Source organism: Desulfosoma caldarium, assembly GCF_003751385.1.
Lineage (GTDB): Bacteria > Desulfobacterota > Syntrophobacteria > Syntrophobacterales > DSM-9756 > Desulfosoma > Desulfosoma caldarium.
In genome coordinates, this window is the sequence record NZ_RJVA01000014.1 from 41272 (window position 1) to 57938 (window position 16667).

Below are 16667 nucleotides of genomic sequence, written 5' to 3' on the forward strand. Positions count from 1 at the left end.
GGCCGGCCATAGGTATCGCGCTCTAAGATGCAACGAACATAAGGGCTGCGTGATAGTCCGAAATCACGATCACACTGTTTTCGTAGGCAACGAGACAAGCTCTCCTCGCTCGCCGATGGGCGATGCCCATCCCTTCCGTCGTCATGCCTTGGGGCCCCACCACGTCTTACCACATCATGGAATGACCGCGCGGAAAATGCCCCTTAATCTGAAAAAGCCCTTAGGGGCGACGAGATTTATGTTTGCCCTTGACCATCGCCTTGCCCAGGGGGTGCCCAAGGGGGTGGCCCGGGTGCCCAAGGGGGTGGCCCTGGGGGTACCCAAGGGGGTGGCCCTGGGGGTACCCAAGGGGGTGGCCCTGGCCCTGGCCCTGGTGACGCCGGTTGAATCGTCAAACCAAAAGTTTTTTCCACCTCCTGCTCGCAGTTATTGTCCAAAACCTTGACCGTCACCTTATACGCCCCCGATGTTCCCGTGTCCGGAACACCACTCACCTCGCACTGTTCGGTATACAATTGCAATCCTGTGGGCAACTCGGTGTCGGTGTCGTTGTCCTCAGACAGTTCGCAATAATACTCCCCAGAGCCTCCATCGGCGGCAATCTGCGCCGAATAGTTTGAGCCCTCATATCCCACGGGCAGCTCCACAGTGGTGATCGTCAAGGGTTTTCGACGCACCGGCAGCCATCCATGCCACTCTACACTCTGTCCCGGCCAGTCGCAGACGGTCGCCGTAAAGGTGAGTTGCTTATCACACCCTGGCAGAACCGCCCCGGAGAGAATCCCTTCGGGGCTCAGATTAAGGCCGTCCGGGGCTGAACCAACCCACGTATAAGGTGGAACCCCGCCCTCGGCTTGCATTGCGTAGGAATAGGGCTGACCTTCCTCGGCCGACGGCAACCCCTCCGGAGTCACGACTACGAGCCTCCGGCATCCTCTGAGGGCTTGAAGTTCGTCCAGCGCCACATATTCCACCACGTCGTCGTAAGGTTCCGGTCGATTTCCATCATCCGGAAAATCATCGATGCCGGGAAAGTCGATTCCGTAAATCTCGGTCTTAGTTTGAAGATTTTGATTTTCTCCGGCACTTACGATCATGAAGGCCACATTGTGCCGCTCCACCCCTTCCTGGATTACGCTAAGAGAAGTTGCTGTTTCGGCGCAAAGATCAACACGCAAAGGGGTATTGCAGTCGCTCATATCCTCCAGAGGTGTGCTGTTATCCCATTGGAGTTCCGGAGCCGCCACATACCGAAGGGCCCGCCCATAAGCATCTGTTCCTTTGGCTCCTGCAACCTGAAAGGCCGTGGCCGGTTGGGTCGCGTCGTACGAACTGTCCTCAGGCAAATAGCCGTGTCGAACTGCGAAGCCCACCAGGGCTTCTTTGGCCTCTTTGACGTTTTCTCGGGTTTCCACCAACTTGGAACGCTTGACCAGCGGCCCGATAAGGCTCACCCCCAACCCCAAAAGCAAACCCAGCACGGCCAGCATCAAGGCCACCTCGATCAACGTAAATCCACGCCGTCCTCTCATCGCTCCGGCCCTCCCACCGTTGTGAGGCTTTCATTCCCGTAATGCAATACAATATCACTATATATTTTATCGACCAATAAGATAAAAGGCTAAAACCCCTGCGCCCCGACAGACTTGCCAGCCAACGGGCGCCTGTGATACGGTCATCCACGTGCCTGGGTGGTGGAATAGGCAGACACAAGGGACTTAAAATCCCTTGGGACCTTGTGCCCGTGCGGGTTCGATCCCCGCCCCAGGCACCAGGCTCATTATAATAGAGCCATGATGTCCTTCTGCCGCGGAAAAAGAGGAAGCCTTCATGCCGGCAAGGCTTTTTGCCAAAGCAGTGTTTTGATCCGTGGCCACCCTTTCGCATCGTTGCCTGTGCCCTATGGAATCGAAGCGCAAAACTTCACGGTGAAACCAGCGGAACCTTGCCCTAAAAAGCCACCATGACATATGAGCGTGGTGGGAAAAGCCTTGGGGCACTTCTCATGAGAAGAAGCGCTCCAGTGGTACATGGACCGGCTCCCTTTCCTCACGCCCTGAGGTTTTCACGCTGTGTGGCCTGGCACGCACTTGTCCATGGGCAGGCAAAGGCAAAACCAAGAAGCGGTTCTCTGAGAGCACGCTGTCCGTATCAGGAAGAGGAGCGGATGAATGACCGCCACGTGGTGGCTTATGGTTTTCAGCGGTATTGCGGTAGGCATCGGCGCAGCGTTCACAGGCCTGGGGGGTGGATTTCTCATGGTGCCCTTGCTTCTTTTTTTAGGTTTTTCCGCTCAAAGGGCTGTTGGGACTTCCTTTCTCGCCATTTTGGTCATTTCCATTTCGGCTCTGGTCGCCCACAACAAACTGGCCAATGTGGACTATCGCGCCGGTCTGCTCCTGGGCATCGGCGGCATCATCGGAGCGCAGGTGGGCGCGCGTCTGGTGGAACATGTCTCCACAGCCCATTTCAAAAGAATCTTTGCTGCTATTTTGGTCGCCTTGGCCGCCTACCTGTTCTTTAAGAAGTAGAGACAGGCGGCGTGGTCCCTGCCGTGTGTTCTCCATGGAGCTTGCGCACCACGTAGGGCAGAATGCCTCCGTGGCAAAAGTATTCCACCTCCATCTCCGTCTCCAGTCGCGCCGTTACCGTAAAGGATACGGCGGATCCGTCCACCTTGGCCGCAGTGACCTGGAGTTTCTTTCGAGGCATCAGATTTTCCAGCCCTCGAATGTCATAGACTTCGGTGCCGTCCAATCCCAGGGACGCAGCACTCTGACCCTGTTCAAAGACCAAAGGCAACACGCCCATGCCCACAAGATTGCTTCGATGAATCCGTTCAAAAGACTGGGCGATCACGGCGCGCACGCCAAGAAGCGCCGTCCCTTTGGCCGCCCAGTCCCGAGAAGACCCTGTGCCGTACTCCTCGTCGGCCAAGACCACCAAAGGTGTCCCTTCCGCGGCATAAGCCATGGCCGCATCATAGACAAACATGAGGGTCCCTTCGGGAAGCTTGCGCGTCCACGACCCTTCTCGGCCGTCGGCCATATGGTTGCGCAAACGAATGTTGCCGAAAGTGCCTCGAAGCATCACTTCGTGATTGCCGCGCCGCGCTCCGTAGGAATTGAAAGCCCCCGGGTCCACACCCCGCTCCATAAGGTAACGCCCCGCCGGATAGTCTTTGGGTATGGATCCCGCCGGTGAAATGTGGTCGGTGGTGACCGAACGACCCAAAACCAGCAGGGCTCGAGCCCCAATGATATCGCGGGGCGCTTCGGGAACGGGCGATAGGGCGTCAAAATACGGTGGCTTGCGAATATACGTGGAATCCGCATCCCACGGAAACGTGGTGCACTTCGAAACCTCAAGCCGCTGCCATAGATCGTCGCCTTCGTAAACGGCACCATAGGCTTTGCGAAAAAAGTCCTCCTTGACCGAGGCACGCACCATTTGAGCGATCTCGGCCTCAGAAGGCCACAGGTCTTCCAGATAGACCGGATCTCCGTTGGGGTCCAACGCCAGTGGTTCCCGGTCCATATCCACATCCACGCGCCCGGCTAAGGCAAAGGCCACCACGAGCATGGGGGATGCGAGAAAGTTGGATCGCACGCGAGGGTGAATGCGCGCCTCAAAGTTACGGTTTCCGGAAAGAACCGCCGCCACGTTGAGTTTTTCCTTTTCGATCACCTTTTCCACTGCCGGGTGCAATGGTCCACTGTTGCCGATGCACGTGGTGCACCCATACCCCACACAATGAAACCCCAGGGCCTCCAAGTAGGGCAAAAGTCCCGCGTGAGCCAAATAGTCCACGACCACACGGCTGCCGGGGGCCAGAGATGTCTTCACATGGGGCGCAACACGCAGACCTCGGCGCACCGCATTGCGTGCCAAAAGGCCCGCCCCGATCATCACCGACGGGTTCGACGTGTTGGTGCAGGACGTGATGGCCGCCAGCACCACGGATCCGTCGCCAATGTGGGATAGGCGCCCGTAGACTTCCACCGGGTAAAAGCGCTGTCCCAAAGGCATGCAGGCTTTGAGCTTTTCCGTCGTGCATCCCGATTCATTCATGAAAACGGATTCCTGCGCTTTCGCCACGTGCGAATCGTAGCGACACCCTAGAAGCTCACCAAAGCGGGCCTTAAGGTTTTTTAGAGGGATACGATCCTGGGGTCGAGCGGGACCGGCCACACAGGGTTCCACCTCGGCCAAATCCAGCTCGATGACATCCGTGTATTGTGGCTCAGGGCCTTCTGCAAAAAGTTTAAGCGCCTTCGCCGCAGCTTCCACAAAGCCCGCTCGGTCCCCTCTTCCCGTGGCCCGAAGATACTCCAGGGTAACCGCATCGATGGGGAAAAACCCCACCGTGGCGCCGTATTCCGGAGCCATGTTTGCCACGGTGGCCCGATCCGGAAGGGATAGGAACCGCAGACTGGGTCCGAAAAATTCCACGAATTTTTCCACCACGTTGTACGAACGCAGCCTCTCGGTTATAAAAAGCACCAGGTCCGTGGCGGTGACCCTTGGGGCCAGCCGCCCTACGAGCCGCACACCGATGACTTCTGGAAGCGTCATCCAATAAGGTTGGCCCAACATGACCGCCTCGGCTTCAATGCCCCCTACACCCCAACCCAAGACCCCCATGCCGTTGATCATGGTCGTGTGCGAGTCCGTTCCTACGAGGGTGTCCGGGTAAGCCCTCATGATGTCCCCCAATGTACCGGGGTCAAGGACAATCACCTGGGCCAAAGATTCCAAATTGACCTGATGACAGATGCCCGATTTGGGCGGAACCACCCGCAGGGTTTCGAAGCTTTTTTGAGCCCATTTGAGCAGCGCGTAGCGTTCCGCGTTTCTTTCGTATTCTTTTACGACGTTGCGCCATAAGGCGCGCTCCGTGCCGTAAAAATCCACCTGGACCGAATGGTCCACGACCAAATCCACGGGAACCAGCGGATTGATGCGGCCGGGATCACCGCCCAAAGCCTTCATGGCATCGCGCATGGCCGCCAAATCCACCACAGCAGGCACACCGGTAAAGTCCTGCATGAGGACTCGGGCCGGGTAAAAGGCGATTTCCACGGGACTCTCATGGCGAGAAAGCCATCGAGCCGCTTTTTCCACATCTGACGGTTTCACCGTCACTCCGTCCATCTTGCGGGCAAGATTTTCCACAAGCACACGAATACAAAAAGGAAGGCGCTGCACCGCAACGCCCAAATCCTTTTCCAAGGCATCCATATCGAGGAGTTCGATTTTTTTTCCAGACAGTTCCAAGGTCTTGGTAGGATAAGGCTTCTTCATAGAGAATTTACCCTTTCCGATGTGGGTCATTGGATCTTTGGGGCGTTGACGTGGGGTGTGTTGAGGCTTTCCCGCAAACTGGAGCGGACTCGGCCTCGCCCTCTTTTGTGGCTGTTGACAACGGAGCTGCAAAGCGTACATCAACCCCATCGGGGCCTTTGATGATAAAATCTCGCAGCCCGTAGTAGCGGTCTTCCAAAGGCGTCACGATGGCATAACCCAGCTCCTGGACCTTCTTGTAAACGGCGTCCACATCAGAGACCATGACACGGATATTGCCAACGGGTTGCGCGGGCGGGCTCAGCTCGTGCCGCTCCACCACAAAGAGCAAAGAATCTTCCCAGCGCAATTCTGCAAAGGGTCCATCCCGGCGGCTTACGTGAAAGCCTAAGTCCTGAAAAAATCGGCACGACGTTTCCACATCACGGACGTACAAAGCAAAGACCAACTGCTCGCCAGGGGAGACCACACGCTTTTCCATTGCATCTCCTTTGGTGCGGCGTCGAAGGAATTCCTTTACGGCAGGACCTGTGCCGGCATTCCACGGTTTGACCTGTTCCGGAGGCAGCACCTTCGCTTCGGCGATTTCGTGGCCAAGAACCAAAGTCCCTTCTGCGCGCACGTGGAAAGCGGCAATGGTTTGGTTTTTTTCTGGAAAGTCATAGTGACCCAGGAAATCCACGATGCGCCCCGTAAGCCCCAGCTCTTCGGCGACTTCACGAAGGATTCCCTCTTCCGGCGTTTCCCCCGCTTCGAGAAAACCGGCCACAATGCCGAAAAACCGCTGAGGCCAGCCTCGACTGCGCACCAGTATTACCCCGCCGTTCCATTCCACAACGCCGGCCACCACAGGGGTGGGGTTGTTCCAGTAGATATAACCGCAGAGGGAATCCGGGCAAACTTTTCGAGGACGTCCATCGATGAAGGCATGGGCAAGGGGTTTTCCACATTCCGGGCAAAATTTCACGTCTCTTTCCTATGCGCAGCCCGCCTCCAAGACATATTCCAAAACGATGCTCCTTGCGATGCGTGTGCGCAACCACCTTAATGAGGGAATGTTCGCCTTTGCCGTCCTTTCCAAGGAGAACAACGTCCTTTATCTCTCCCAGGAAAGCATCCCGGAACACCGCGCTCGGCATGCCCTCAAAAGTAGAAGTTGTATATTGGCATGATGATGGCCCGCCATCAAGAGCCTTGCGTGCCTCTCCTGTGAACCGATCGCCGCGAGACACGAACAGTCACGGCGTCTTCATTCCTTTTTGGCACGTCGTTCGCCGTGAAAGCGGCCAAATGTGCCCCAAAAGCCCTGATGTTCGTTCCGTTCTTAGTCGGAGCGTCGCCCCCTCCACATAAACCATCGGGAATCCACAAAGCATCCCTCCTTCCAAAGCGCATGGTGGGTTGCCATACTCCTTTTGAGTTAAGGCACTCCGCGGCGACCCCTTTCATCCTTGGGGCGAGAAAGCTTTCTCATAAACGTTGAGGCATTATGACCTGATAGGCTGCGGAGTTGGAGATCAGAAGGCTGTGCGTTGCCCCTCAGGCGATCGGTGTTTAAAATGACTGTTATAAGTGAACCAAGGCAAGAGCATCGACGGGATAACTTTTCAAAAAATTCGGAGGACGCCACGATGGAAAGCAAGGAAAAGCGACGCGAAAAAGTCATCGACGTGCTCAACAAGGCTCGGGCCATGGAACTGCTGGCCATTCATCAGTACATGAACCAGCACTACAACTTAGACGACCTGGACTACGGGGAACTGGCGGCCAAGATGAAACTCATCGCTATCGATGAAATGCGCCATGCCGAGATGTTTGCGGAAAGGATCAAAGAATTGGGAGGAGAACCGGTCACGGTTTATGACGGCCAGGTGGTTAAGGGTCAAAACGTGCGGGAGATTTTTCCCTTTGACGCCAATCTGGAAGACGAGACCATCGACATCTACAACCAGTTTCGTCTGGTGTGTCAGGAAAACGGCGATGCCGTCAGCATGAAACTCTTCGAAGACATCATCAATGAAGAACAAATTCACTACAACTATTTTGATAACGTGGATGCCCATATCAAAAAATTGGGCGACACCTACCTTGCCAAGATTGCAGGCACACCCTCGGAAACGGGCCTTCCTCCTCGAGGATTTGCCGTGGGTACCGGCGCTCAGGCATAAACGCCGTAAAGGAACGAGGACCGGGGCACAACGACGCCACCTTCAGATACGGATCCTTGTGAATTAAAAGACCACGTCCATCCGTGAAGCCCGCGCAAGCGGGGGATTCAAAACGAGCCATACGTTTTGGACTCCCGCCTGCGCCAATAAAACAGAGTGCCCCCTTCTCGGACAATCTTATCGTCAAAGCCGTTTACATCCCCAATACAGATCATCAATCCAGGGCCGGCCATTTTTCAGGTTCGCTTTTCTGACCGGCGGCTTCTGTCCGAAGGTGCTTGGCTGCGCCCTCATAAGTCCTGTATCCCGCCGCAACCTTGGTCCTTTTTGTCGTGCTCGCTGGGCCTGCCGTCGCTCCGGCGCCGTCTCCCACCGTTAACTGTCGGCTAGAATCCACGGAAATGCCCACGAAGGCACCAAGGTGGCCAACATGTTCGGCCAAAAGACGGCTCTGCGCGTCCAGCTCCTCCGCAACCGATGCAAGCTCCTCGGATCGGGAGGCGTTATCCTGCACGACTCCATTCAAGTCGTTTATGGCTTGATTAAGTTGATCCACACCCCTGCTCTGTTCCTCCGCGGCATTCCGAATTTCATGGATAATGTCGGTGACTTTTTTCGCATGCTCCCCCATGTCGTAAAAGCCACCCACTGTCTCTTTGGTCAGCTCGTCAACCCGCCGCACCGCTTCCATGACCGTTTCAATAACCTGCTGCGTTTCCTTTGACGCCCCGGCCGCTCTCATTGCGAGATTGCGCACTTCTTCGGCCACCACGGCAAATCCGGCCCCCACCTCACCGGCTCGAGCAGCTTCCACGGCCGCATTCAAAGCCAAAAGGTTGGTTTGAAAAGCAATTTCGTCGATATGCTTGATGATCTTCATGGCCGCTTCGCTGTTGACCACAACCTGTTTGATCGCCTCGGCGGTCTGTCGAAGAGCCTTGTGGCTTATTTTCATACTCTGCGCCGTTTGATCCGAAAACCTGTTGAGCTCTCTTATCCGTTCGACGGTCATATTAAGCTGCGAGGTCATCTCTTCCGATGTGGCGCTACTTTCTTCAATGGCCGCGGCCTGCCTTGAAGAGCCGTCAGCCAGTTGGGCACTGGACGAAGCAAGCTGGAAAGAGCCGCTCAGGATTTGTTTGGAGGCTTCGTTGAGTCCTTGCAACCCGTGATGGAGTCTTTTCACCGTTGATCTGTAGGTCCATAGAGAGAATATTATGACAAATATGATGGCCGATAGACCACCGACAATAATTCCAATGGATGTGCGTTTAGCCCTCTGAGCGACGTGGTCAGAATACTGCGTCACACTATCAGCCGCCCCTTGTATCACCCCATCCATCTGAGAAATAACACGAGTCCACAAATCGAAGAATTTTTTTGCTTCTATGCTAAAGGATCCGCTCGGCGCCTCTTTAAAAAAGATATCCGATACATTCTGGGCAGATGCCAAGGTGTCGCCGGAGATAATCGATTGAAATTGTGCCATCATATCCTTCGGAAGTATAATCAGCTGAGATCGAAGAAGAGATTGGAGACTTCCGTACCATGTTATAAGCTTGGAGAGTTCATTGTCGGAAATAGGTTTTCCCCTGGCGATTAGCCCGGAACCAAAGCCTCGCAGTTTTCCGGCGTTTTCCTTGGCAAGATCCAACACATAAAGGCTCAACATGGTCTTACCAACGCCACCAGTTGTTTTGGCCCGCGCTGTGGCGATTTCCACAGCCAAAAGCATGTCAACCAAATCGGTATAGCGAAAAAACATATTTTTTCCCGCCTGGATTCCGCTCCTGATTTCGGCCAACTGTTGTGGAATTTTTTCTGCCCGTTTGGCTGGTTCCGCCGCAATGGATCCCTGTGACAAAGCCGCCACGAAACGCTGAAGGGCTTCATCGGTCTGTGCCCTTGGGCCCTTCAGTTCTTCTGCGGATATTCCGCCGCTAATAAATATGGCACTGATACCCCTTTCCTTTTGAATGCATGTAATAAGATGTGATGTTGCGCTCAGAAGATTAACATTGGACATTTGGATCCTAGAGATCCTATATTCGGACTGAAGTCCAAGCACGACCCACACGATTAATAGAGCCATCAGACACACGGGAACGATCCACATCACCATCATTCTCGTTTTCAGACTCATCAGAAACACCTCCTTGGCTTTTAGAAAACCTAGCTGACGATGGCAAAGACATGGGTGGCCAGAGGTCCCAGGGATCCGACGACCGCATAGCCTGCAGACCTTGGGTCACCCGTAAAGTTTTTTCGGGCCTCCGCGGCATGCATTCGGCGCATGAGCCTATCGTTCCTTGTCCTTGATGGCTTTGTCTTGATGGTGACGGCACCATTCCTCATAGAGCATGTGCCTCATTTTATGCTGCAAGTCTTCTGGGAGCACAAAGTGCGGACATGTCTCAAAGATATCTTGGGGTTCACACAGTTCAAACCAGGCGCAATCCATGCAGGTGATCATGCCCCTTCCCGTCCCAATCCGTCCAACTGACACAGGACCCTAGGATTCTTGGCCTCACTGAGGGTTATCGGCAGGACATGATCCCAGCTTGAGTTTTTTCCTCTTAAAAGTCACCGAGGTTGTGCACATACCCGCGAATCAGCGCATGGGCTCCTTCGGGCGCGGCCAGCAAAGGGCCGTCGACGCGCCGCGTTTCGAAATACTCATTGAGATGGAACGGTTTTCCGTCGAGAAACTTCAGGTTTCCTCCGGCCGCCTGAAGAATGATTTGGGCGGCCGCAAGGTCCTGATAGGACACGTTGCGCATCAAGGCTCCTTCGGCTCGCCCCATGGCCACATAGCTCACGTGGGCGGCCGTACATCCTAGGTTTCGAATTTTTCCTGGAAAATTCGACCGGAAATGCTCATGCATGCGCGAATAGGTCAACAGCAGACTCTCGTTGTTGATCTCGCCCGAATAGGCGATGCCGATGGGCATGTTGTTGAGAAACGCACCCCGGTCAGGTTCTCCGTAGAAGCATTCGCCCGTTACGGGCATGTGAAAGATTCCGAGCACGGGCCAGAAGTTTTCAAACAGGGCCAGGGAAGTGCCCCAAAGAGGAATACCGGCTTGGAAATTGGCCACACCGTCCAACGCATCGTAAACCCAAAGGTATCCTTTGTGGCCGTGCACATAGTCTTTGCGGGCCGGGGCATCCCCGAAAACTTCGTGTTCCGGAAAGCGACTTTGGAGCGTGTCGTGGAAAAATCCGATGAGGTGCAGTTCCGCTTCCGTGACCAAATCTTCGTCGAACTTCACGTCTTTTCGGCCTTTACCGTAAAAGCGAAGGGCTTCTCGACCGGCCTGCCGAACCACGTCCAAAGCGAATTCTCGAAGCTCTTCTATCCCGGCACCCTCTTGACTCATATCGCTCCCTCCTTTTTCTGACGGTGCTTCATTTCCATTCTTTTTTCCAGACCTTGCCCCATGGACCATAAAAGGTTACCGCGTGCTTGTCAAAGGATGACACGGCACGCAGCGCCCTCTTTTATGTATGGCACCAATCCGTCGCTATGCGCCCTCTCTTGAAGCCCGTTGAGCACGGCCATCTGGAGAAGCGGCGCGAGCCGCCACATTTCCTATGGCCTACGGTTCGCGGCGGCGGCGTTTGCAACCCACCGGCGAATGTGTTATGAACACATTCGCTTGAAAAAAAGCGTAATTAGAGGTTTTCCTTGGGCATGAGTCACCCGTATCAGGACCATTACTTTCATCGAGCCAAGAAAGAGGGGTACCTTGCGCGTGCGGTTTACAAGCTGGTGGAGATTCAAGCCAAGTATCGACTGGTCCGGCCTGGGGACCATGTTTTGGATCTGGGCGCGGCGCCGGGGTCCTGGATGCAGCTCACCAGCCGCATCGTGGGGCCAAAAGGCTTGGTGGTGGGCATCGATCTTCAACCCATCGCCCATGCTTTTCCTGACCATGTGGTGACCCTGCAGCAGGATATCTTCGATGAAACGATCGCAGAAGAAGTGCTGCAGCGCTACGGCCCTTTTGATGTGGTGCTGAGCGACATGGCCCCAAAGACCTCAGGGATCAAATCCGCCGACGCCGCGCGCTCGGAACTACTTTTTGAAAGGGCTTTGGATTTGGCCTGCAGGTCGCTCCGCCCTGGCGGAAAGTTCCTTGCGAAAATCTTTCAAGGCGACGAGTTTCATCAGTTGCTTTTACGGGTCAAGATGTTTTTTCGGCGTGTGAAGGTGGTCAAGCCGGACGCCTCACGCAAGCAAAGTCGAGAAATTTACGTCCTTGCCATGGACTTCAAGGACGCCAACGGTTGAACGGAGGACAGCATCATGTCCGGACATTCCAAATGGAGCACCATTAAGCACAAGAAAGCCGCTCAGGATGCCAAGCGCGGAAAGGTTTTCACCAAGCTCATCAAGGAACTGACGGTCGCCGCTCGATTGGGAGGCGGTGATCCGGACGGAAACCCTCGACTGCGAGCGGCCATTGCGGCGGCCAAGGCCGAAAACATGCCAAAGGAAAACATTGAACGGGCCATCAAGAAAGGGACGGGGGAACTGGAAGGTGAGGCCTATGAGGAAGCCATCTATGAAGGTTATGGACCCGGCGGCGTGGCCATTTTGGTGGAAGTGACCACGGACAATCGGAACCGAGCGGCCAGTGAAATCCGCCATATCTTCAGCAAAAATGGAGGAAGTCTGGGTGAGGCGGGATGCGTGGCCTGGATGTTTGAAAAGCATGGCCTGATCGTCTTCAACAAGGACAAGGTCGAAGAGGACCACCTCATGGAAGTGGCCTTAGAGGCGGGTGCGGAAGATGTGCGCGATCAGGAGGATCAATTTGAAGTCATCACCACGCCGGGCGATCTGGAAAAAGTGAAGGCTGTGTTCGATGAGAAAGGTATGGTTTACGAAATGGCGCACGTGACCATGGTGCCGCAGAGCACGGTGCGCGTGGAGGATGAAAAGACCGCGCAACAGCTTCTGAAGCTCATGGATGCATTGGAAGACAACGACGACGTGCAAAACGCTTACGCCAACTTCGATATACCTGACGAGATTCTGAATGCGGTGGCCTGAGGCGCTCAAGGATAGGGCATGCGCGTTTTAGGCATTGACCCCGGATCCCGCCATACAGGCTACGGTGTGGTGGAAAACGTTGGAGACCGTTTGGTTCCCGTGCTTTTTGGGTCCCTTTCTCTGCCGGCTTCCATGGAACTACCCACGCGCTTGGGGTCTATCTTTACGGGGATTCGGCGCATCATCGAGCAGGCCAGCCCCACGGAAATGGCCGTGGAGGCGGTCTTCGTTTCGCGCAACGCCCGCAGTGCCCTCATTCTGGGACACGCTCGCGGAGCCGCCATGGCAGCAGGCATTCATGGTGGCCTTCAGGTTTTTGAATACAGTGCGTTGGAAATCAAGCAGGCGGTGGTGGGCTACGGAAAAGCCGAAAAAAGCCAGGTAGCCCGCATGGTTGGGCTCCTATTGGGTCTCCACGACCTTCAGGACCCTCATGCCGCCGATGCCCTGGCCGCCGCCGTCTGCCACATCCACGCACGCTCCTTTCCCACCCTTTATTCGCCGGCTCAGCGCCCATGATTGCTCATCTGGAAGGTCGACTGCGCCATAAAGCTCCGGATCATGTCATCGTGGACGTCCATGGCGTGGGCTTTTGTGTCCACGTATCGTTGAGCACCTTTTATGACCTGCCGGAGGTGGGCGCTTCCACCAGCCTTCACGTGCATACCCATGTGCGCGAAGAAACGCTGCAGCTCTTCGGCTTCGGCACATTCGCCGAAAAAGAGATGTTTCTGCACCTGATTGCCGTTAACGGCGTCGGCCCCAAAATGGCTTTGGGCATCCTTTCAGGGATTCAACCCGACGAATTGCGCCAGGTGGTACTCTTTCAAGATCGCCAACGCCTGCAAAAGATTCCCGGCATTGGTAAAAAGACGGCGGAACGCATCCTGCTGGAACTCAAAGATCGATTGCACGCTCCTGTGCCGGAAGCGGCCGCCACTCCGTCGTTGCCGCCGGTGGAAGACGACGTCTTTGCCGACGCCTACTCCGCTCTGTTGAACTTGGGCTATCGTTCGGCGGAAGCCGCCAAAGCTCTTAAAAAGGTTCGACACTTGATGGCTGCCGCCACGGAGAAGCCCTCCCTGGAACAGCTCCTAAAAGAAGCCCTGCGAATTTTGGCCTAGAAGGCTATCTGAGAACCCCTCAATCCATCGCTCCTGAGCAGCGGGGATTCGATAACGTCAAGCCATCCTGGCTGGCGCCGATTCTAAAAGGCTCTTGTCCGCCTTGCAGAAGCGCCCAGGGCGCGATACGTTTCTCACGGCCGCCCGTGCCTTCACGCTGTTTTTTGGGCGTGTCATGGACGTGGGATCGCCATACGATATGATACTGAGGTCGTGGCACCGAAGGCGTCCATCCGTTGGTTCACCCTAAGAAGCGCCCAAGGGGCGACCCTGCATGAGCGTACGTGTTTGTTCTGGAAGAGCGCCGCGTCGCGCGATAAAGTGTCGTGGTTTGAGCCGCATCATTAGGTGACTTTGTCGGTCACGTTGTGCAGGAAATCTCACCGCCAGGCACGGGATAAGGGAGAAATGCGACAATGGCGGATCGATTGCTGGAGCCGAGACCCAAGGACGAAGACCTGCCCTTGGAGGCCGGCCTCAGGCCCCGCACCCTTGAAGAATACCAGGGCCAGAGCGAACTTAAGGAAAAACTAAGGATTTTCATTCAGGCAGCCCTGCAGCGGGACGAGCCCCTGGACCACGTCCTGCTTCACGGCCATCCAGGACTGGGCAAGACATCCTTGGCGGGCATCATCAGTCGGGAACTGGACGTCCCCTTTCGCGCCACATCGGGTCCCGTCATCGAACGTCCGGGCGATTTGGCCGCCATTTTGACAAACTTGGAACCCCGATCCGTTCTATTCATCGACGAAATTCATCGACTGAACCACGTGGTGGAAGAAATTTTGTATCCGGCCATGGAGGATTTTCAGTTGGACATCATCATCGGTCAGGGGCCATCGGCGCGCACCATCAAACTGGATCTTCCCCCGTTCACCTTGGTGGGAGCCACCACGCGGGCGGGGTTGTTGTCTCCGCCGCTGCGAGACCGATTCGGAGTGGTGTTGCGCCTGGAATTTTACCGTGTGGACGATCTGAAACAAATTGTGCTGCGGGCCGCGCGCATCATGAGTCTGGCCATCGATGATGAAGGAGCTGAGGAAATCGCCCGCCGCTCGCGAGGAACACCGCGTATCGCCAACAGACTTCTGCGCCGTGTTCGAGATTTTGCGGAAGTGCGGGCTCAAGGATTCATCACGCGAGATGTGGCGGATATGGCGCTCAAGATGCTGGATGTGGACGAACGAGGCTTTGACCGCATGGATCGGCGCATTCTTTCCACCATCATCGAAAAGTACGACGGAGGTCCCGTGGGAATCGAGACCTTGGCCGCGGCGCTTTCCGAAGAAAAGGACACTTTGGAAGAAGTCTACGAGCCGTTTCTCATTCAACAAGGCTTTCTCAAGAAAACCCCGCGAGGCCGCGTGGCCACACGGTTGGCTTTTGAACACCTCGGGCTGCCCTATCGCCCGTCGCGCCAGTTGTCGTTTCTCTGAGAAATCCCTGGTCCGAGGTTCGAAAAGCGTGTATCAAGAGGCAAGCATCGCGCATCACAGGCGCACCGATTGGCAAAGCGGGGGCGCGCCTCGACCTTCAAGGCCTGATGGCAAAGGAGGTTCCTTTGGTGGAAAGCGTGGACAAGATCATTGAATTGGTGGGACCGAGCACGGTTTCGTGGGAAGACGCCGCCAAGAACGCGGTGGAAACGGCGTCCAAGACGTTGCGCGATCTGCATCCCCAAAAGCACGAAGGTGAACATTTAGCTTGAGGAAGGCAAGGTGGTGGCTTACCGAGTCCGTGTTGCCATCTCCTTTAAATACCAAGGCAGTTGATCCGCAGAAGCTGTGTCGAAAGTAGGTGATTCGGGCCGCACCGCCGCCGCCCTTTCATCGCCTGGTATCGACCGAACACGCCCCTTTGGAGGAAACGCCATGGGTCAACGGATGGTGAGAATCCTGATGGCCAAATTCGGCCGTGGCTACGAGGCGGCCCTCATGCGCCTTGCCGCCGCCTTCAGTGAAGCGGGCTTTGAAGTCATATACACCGAATCTGAAGATCCAAAAGCCATTGTCAATGCGGCCATACAGGAGGCCGTGGATCACATCGGCATCACCACCCTTCCGGAAGCACGCCTGGAACAATTTGCGTCCGTGCTGGAGCTGCTCAAGGCTCACGACGCCCAAGACATCGGCGTGACGGCGGGAGGTTTTTTGGATGAGGCCTTGGTGCCCGAACTGAAGAAAATGGGCGTGGTCGAATTCTTTCCCAAAGGCACCTCGCACCAGGAGCTCATTCAATGGGCACGAAACCATATCCACCCCATTGAATAAGTCGCCACCTCGAGGCGCCCTGAAATTCAAGAATTCCCCGAATAGCCCTTGTACGGCAAGCCTTGCCAAAGGTGCAGCTTCCATTTACGGTCAGATCACGAAAAGGCGGCCTAGCCGGCACGCAAAGCGCGTGCTCAAATGTCGTCCGTAAATAGCCCTCAAGGACGAGGCCTTTTCAGGCCAGAGCCGTGCCCATGAGAATTCATGGGCACGGCCTCGCCCTTCGCGCGGCATTCTCTTGTCTTCATCTGCTAGGTCGTCACAGCGGGTTTCGGCCCAGGCTTGCACACGACTTCCTTTTTGGATAAATTTTTAAAGGATGTGGAGGCGTCCACCCGATCGCCGGTTCCCTTTGGGAACGGGAGGAAAGTCCGGGCTCCGCAGGGCAGGGTGCTGGGTAACGCCCAGTCTCGGTGACGAGCAGGACAGTGCCACAGAAAACAAACCGCCGAGCACTCACTTTTCCGTCGAGCCATTCCGCGCCGGCTCGACGGCGAAGTGAGTGCTCGGTAAGGGTGAAACGGTGAGGTAAGAGCTCACCAGTCCCGGTGGTGACACCGGGAGCTCGGTAAACCCCACCCGGAGCAAGGCCAAGTAGGGGAGCGTTGAAGGGTTGCCCGCCCGAGGCTCCCGGGTCGGCCGCTTGAGCCTCATGGTAACATGAGGCCTAGAGGAATGATCGGGACCTTTCGTCAGGAAAGGCACAGAACCCGGCTTATGGGCTCCTCCACATCCTTCTTGC

Annotated in this window: 16 protein-coding genes, 1 tRNA gene and 1 other RNA gene; 11 read left to right on the forward strand and 7 right to left on the reverse strand. The window is 55.8% G+C overall.

Annotated features, from left to right (window positions below):
- Nucleotides 1-236: 236 nt before the first annotated feature.
- A complete protein-coding gene (locus tag EDC27_RS12740) occupies nucleotides 237-1532 on the reverse strand; it encodes an Ig domain-containing protein (RefSeq protein ID WP_123291018.1) in 1296 nt (431 codons plus the stop codon).
- A 153-nt stretch (nucleotides 1533-1685) separates the two neighbouring features.
- On the opposite strand from EDC27_RS12740, the gene EDC27_RS12745 reads away from it, so the two are divergent.
- Nucleotides 1686-1774: transfer RNA gene (locus EDC27_RS12745), tRNA-Leu, on the forward strand.
- Nucleotides 1775-2171: 397 nt separating this feature from the next.
- A complete protein-coding gene (locus EDC27_RS12750; protein ID WP_123291019.1) occupies nucleotides 2172-2531 on the forward strand; it encodes a sulfite exporter TauE/SafE family protein in 360 nt (119 codons plus the stop codon).
- Here the strand turns inward: EDC27_RS12750 and acnA are convergent.
- Complete coding sequence (gene acnA, locus EDC27_RS12755) at nucleotides 2521-5304, reverse strand: aconitate hydratase AcnA (RefSeq protein WP_123291020.1); 2784 nt, start codon at nucleotides 5302-5304, stop codon at nucleotides 2521-2523. The genes EDC27_RS12750 and acnA overlap by 11 nt on opposite strands.
- 7 nt (nucleotides 5305-5311) lie before the next feature.
- The gene (locus tag EDC27_RS12760) at nucleotides 5312-6271 is read right to left on the reverse strand and encodes an NUDIX domain-containing protein (RefSeq protein WP_123291021.1); all 960 of its coding nucleotides are present in this window, start codon (nucleotides 6269-6271) and stop codon (nucleotides 5312-5314) included.
- 664 nt (nucleotides 6272-6935) lie between these two features.
- On the opposite strand from EDC27_RS12760, the gene EDC27_RS12765 reads away from it, so the two are divergent.
- Nucleotides 6936-7472 carry a bacterioferritin gene (locus EDC27_RS12765; RefSeq protein WP_123291022.1) on the forward strand — a complete coding sequence of 179 codons (537 nt, stop codon included), beginning with the start codon at nucleotides 6936-6938 and terminating at the stop codon, nucleotides 7470-7472.
- A gap of 214 nt (nucleotides 7473-7686) precedes the next feature.
- Here EDC27_RS12765 and EDC27_RS12770 read toward each other — a convergent pair whose 3' ends face one another.
- The 4 genes from EDC27_RS12770 to EDC27_RS12775 form a co-directional block, all read right to left on the reverse strand.
- Nucleotides 7687-9615: a methyl-accepting chemotaxis protein gene (locus tag EDC27_RS12770; protein ID WP_123291023.1), complete on the reverse strand. Its 1929-nt coding sequence runs from the start codon at nucleotides 9613-9615 to the stop codon at nucleotides 7687-7689.
- Between the two features lie 29 nt (nucleotides 9616-9644).
- Complete coding sequence (locus tag EDC27_RS16800; protein ID WP_281273154.1) at nucleotides 9645-9767, reverse strand: hypothetical protein; 123 nt, start codon at nucleotides 9765-9767, stop codon at nucleotides 9645-9647.
- A gap of 4 nt (nucleotides 9768-9771) precedes the next feature.
- The gene (locus tag EDC27_RS16070; protein ID WP_170161803.1) at nucleotides 9772-9945 is read right to left on the reverse strand and encodes a hypothetical protein; all 174 of its coding nucleotides are present in this window, start codon (nucleotides 9943-9945) and stop codon (nucleotides 9772-9774) included.
- Between the two features lie 103 nt (nucleotides 9946-10048).
- Nucleotides 10049-10852, reverse strand: coding sequence for an inositol monophosphatase family protein (locus EDC27_RS12775; RefSeq protein WP_123291024.1), 804 nt, complete (start codon nucleotides 10850-10852; stop codon nucleotides 10049-10051).
- 314 nt (nucleotides 10853-11166) lie between these two features.
- Here EDC27_RS12775 and EDC27_RS12780 point away from each other — a divergent pair, with 314 nt between their 5' ends.
- From EDC27_RS12780 to rnpB, 8 genes are all read left to right on the forward strand, one after another.
- Nucleotides 11167-11766, forward strand: coding sequence for an RlmE family RNA methyltransferase (locus tag EDC27_RS12780; protein WP_123291025.1), 600 nt, complete (start codon nucleotides 11167-11169; stop codon nucleotides 11764-11766).
- Between the two features lie 15 nt (nucleotides 11767-11781).
- Entirely contained in the window at nucleotides 11782-12531 is a 750-nt protein-coding gene (locus EDC27_RS12785; RefSeq protein ID WP_123291026.1) for a YebC/PmpR family DNA-binding transcriptional regulator, read from the forward strand.
- A gap of 18 nt (nucleotides 12532-12549) precedes the next feature.
- Nucleotides 12550-13050, forward strand: a complete 501-nt coding sequence (ruvC, locus tag EDC27_RS12790; RefSeq protein ID WP_123291027.1) for a crossover junction endodeoxyribonuclease RuvC — start codon at nucleotides 12550-12552, stop codon at nucleotides 13048-13050.
- Nucleotides 13047-13655: a Holliday junction branch migration protein RuvA gene (gene ruvA / locus EDC27_RS12795; RefSeq protein ID WP_123291028.1), complete on the forward strand. Its 609-nt coding sequence runs from the start codon at nucleotides 13047-13049 to the stop codon at nucleotides 13653-13655. Before ruvC ends, ruvA begins: the two co-directional genes overlap by 4 nt.
- A gap of 416 nt (nucleotides 13656-14071) precedes the next feature.
- Nucleotides 14072-15091: a Holliday junction branch migration DNA helicase RuvB gene (gene ruvB, locus EDC27_RS12800; protein WP_123291029.1), complete on the forward strand. Its 1020-nt coding sequence runs from the start codon at nucleotides 14072-14074 to the stop codon at nucleotides 15089-15091.
- Between the two features lie 128 nt (nucleotides 15092-15219).
- The gene (locus EDC27_RS12805; protein WP_245994589.1) at nucleotides 15220-15363 is read left to right on the forward strand and encodes a dodecin family protein; all 144 of its coding nucleotides are present in this window, start codon (nucleotides 15220-15222) and stop codon (nucleotides 15361-15363) included.
- Between the two features lie 163 nt (nucleotides 15364-15526).
- Nucleotides 15527-15925 carry a cobalamin B12-binding domain-containing protein gene (locus EDC27_RS12810; RefSeq protein WP_123291030.1) on the forward strand — a complete coding sequence of 133 codons (399 nt, stop codon included), beginning with the start codon at nucleotides 15527-15529 and terminating at the stop codon, nucleotides 15923-15925.
- A gap of 323 nt (nucleotides 15926-16248) precedes the next feature.
- Nucleotides 16249-16658: RNase P RNA component class A (gene rnpB / locus EDC27_RS12820), an RNA gene on the forward strand.
- Nucleotides 16659-16667: the final 9 nt, after the last annotated feature.

Excerpts from the sequence above, each read along its gene's own strand:
- EDC27_RS12740 (WP_123291018.1), bottom strand. The coding sequence starts at position 1,532 with ATGAGAGGACGGCGTGGATTTACGTTGATCGAGGTGGCCTTGATGCTG.
- EDC27_RS12750 (WP_123291019.1), top strand. The coding sequence starts at position 2,172 with ATGACCGCCACGTGGTGGCTTATGGTTTTCAGCGGTATTGCGGTAGGC.
- acnA (WP_123291020.1), bottom strand. The coding sequence starts at position 5,304 with ATGAAGAAGCCTTATCCTACCAAGACCTTGGAACTGTCTGGAAAAAAA.
- EDC27_RS12765 (WP_123291022.1), top strand. The coding sequence starts at position 6,936 with ATGGAAAGCAAGGAAAAGCGACGCGAAAAAGTCATCGACGTGCTCAAC.
- EDC27_RS12770 (WP_123291023.1), bottom strand. The coding sequence starts at position 9,615 with ATGAGTCTGAAAACGAGAATGATGGTGATGTGGATCGTTCCCGTGTGT.
- EDC27_RS16800 (WP_281273154.1), bottom strand. The coding sequence starts at position 9,767 with ATGCGCCGAATGCATGCCGCGGAGGCCCGAAAAAACTTTACGGGTGAC.
- EDC27_RS16070 (WP_170161803.1), bottom strand. The coding sequence starts at position 9,945 with ATGATCACCTGCATGGATTGCGCCTGGTTTGAACTGTGTGAACCCCAA.
- EDC27_RS12775 (WP_123291024.1), bottom strand. The coding sequence starts at position 10,852 with ATGAGTCAAGAGGGTGCCGGGATAGAAGAGCTTCGAGAATTCGCTTTG.
- EDC27_RS12780 (WP_123291025.1), top strand. The coding sequence starts at position 11,167 with ATGAGTCACCCGTATCAGGACCATTACTTTCATCGAGCCAAGAAAGAG.
- EDC27_RS12785 (WP_123291026.1), top strand. The coding sequence starts at position 11,782 with ATGTCCGGACATTCCAAATGGAGCACCATTAAGCACAAGAAAGCCGCT.
- ruvC (WP_123291027.1), top strand. The coding sequence starts at position 12,550 with ATGCGCGTTTTAGGCATTGACCCCGGATCCCGCCATACAGGCTACGGT.
- ruvA (WP_123291028.1), top strand. The coding sequence starts at position 13,047 with ATGATTGCTCATCTGGAAGGTCGACTGCGCCATAAAGCTCCGGATCAT.
- ruvB (WP_123291029.1), top strand. The coding sequence starts at position 14,072 with ATGGCGGATCGATTGCTGGAGCCGAGACCCAAGGACGAAGACCTGCCC.
- EDC27_RS12810 (WP_123291030.1), top strand. The coding sequence starts at position 15,527 with ATGGGTCAACGGATGGTGAGAATCCTGATGGCCAAATTCGGCCGTGGC.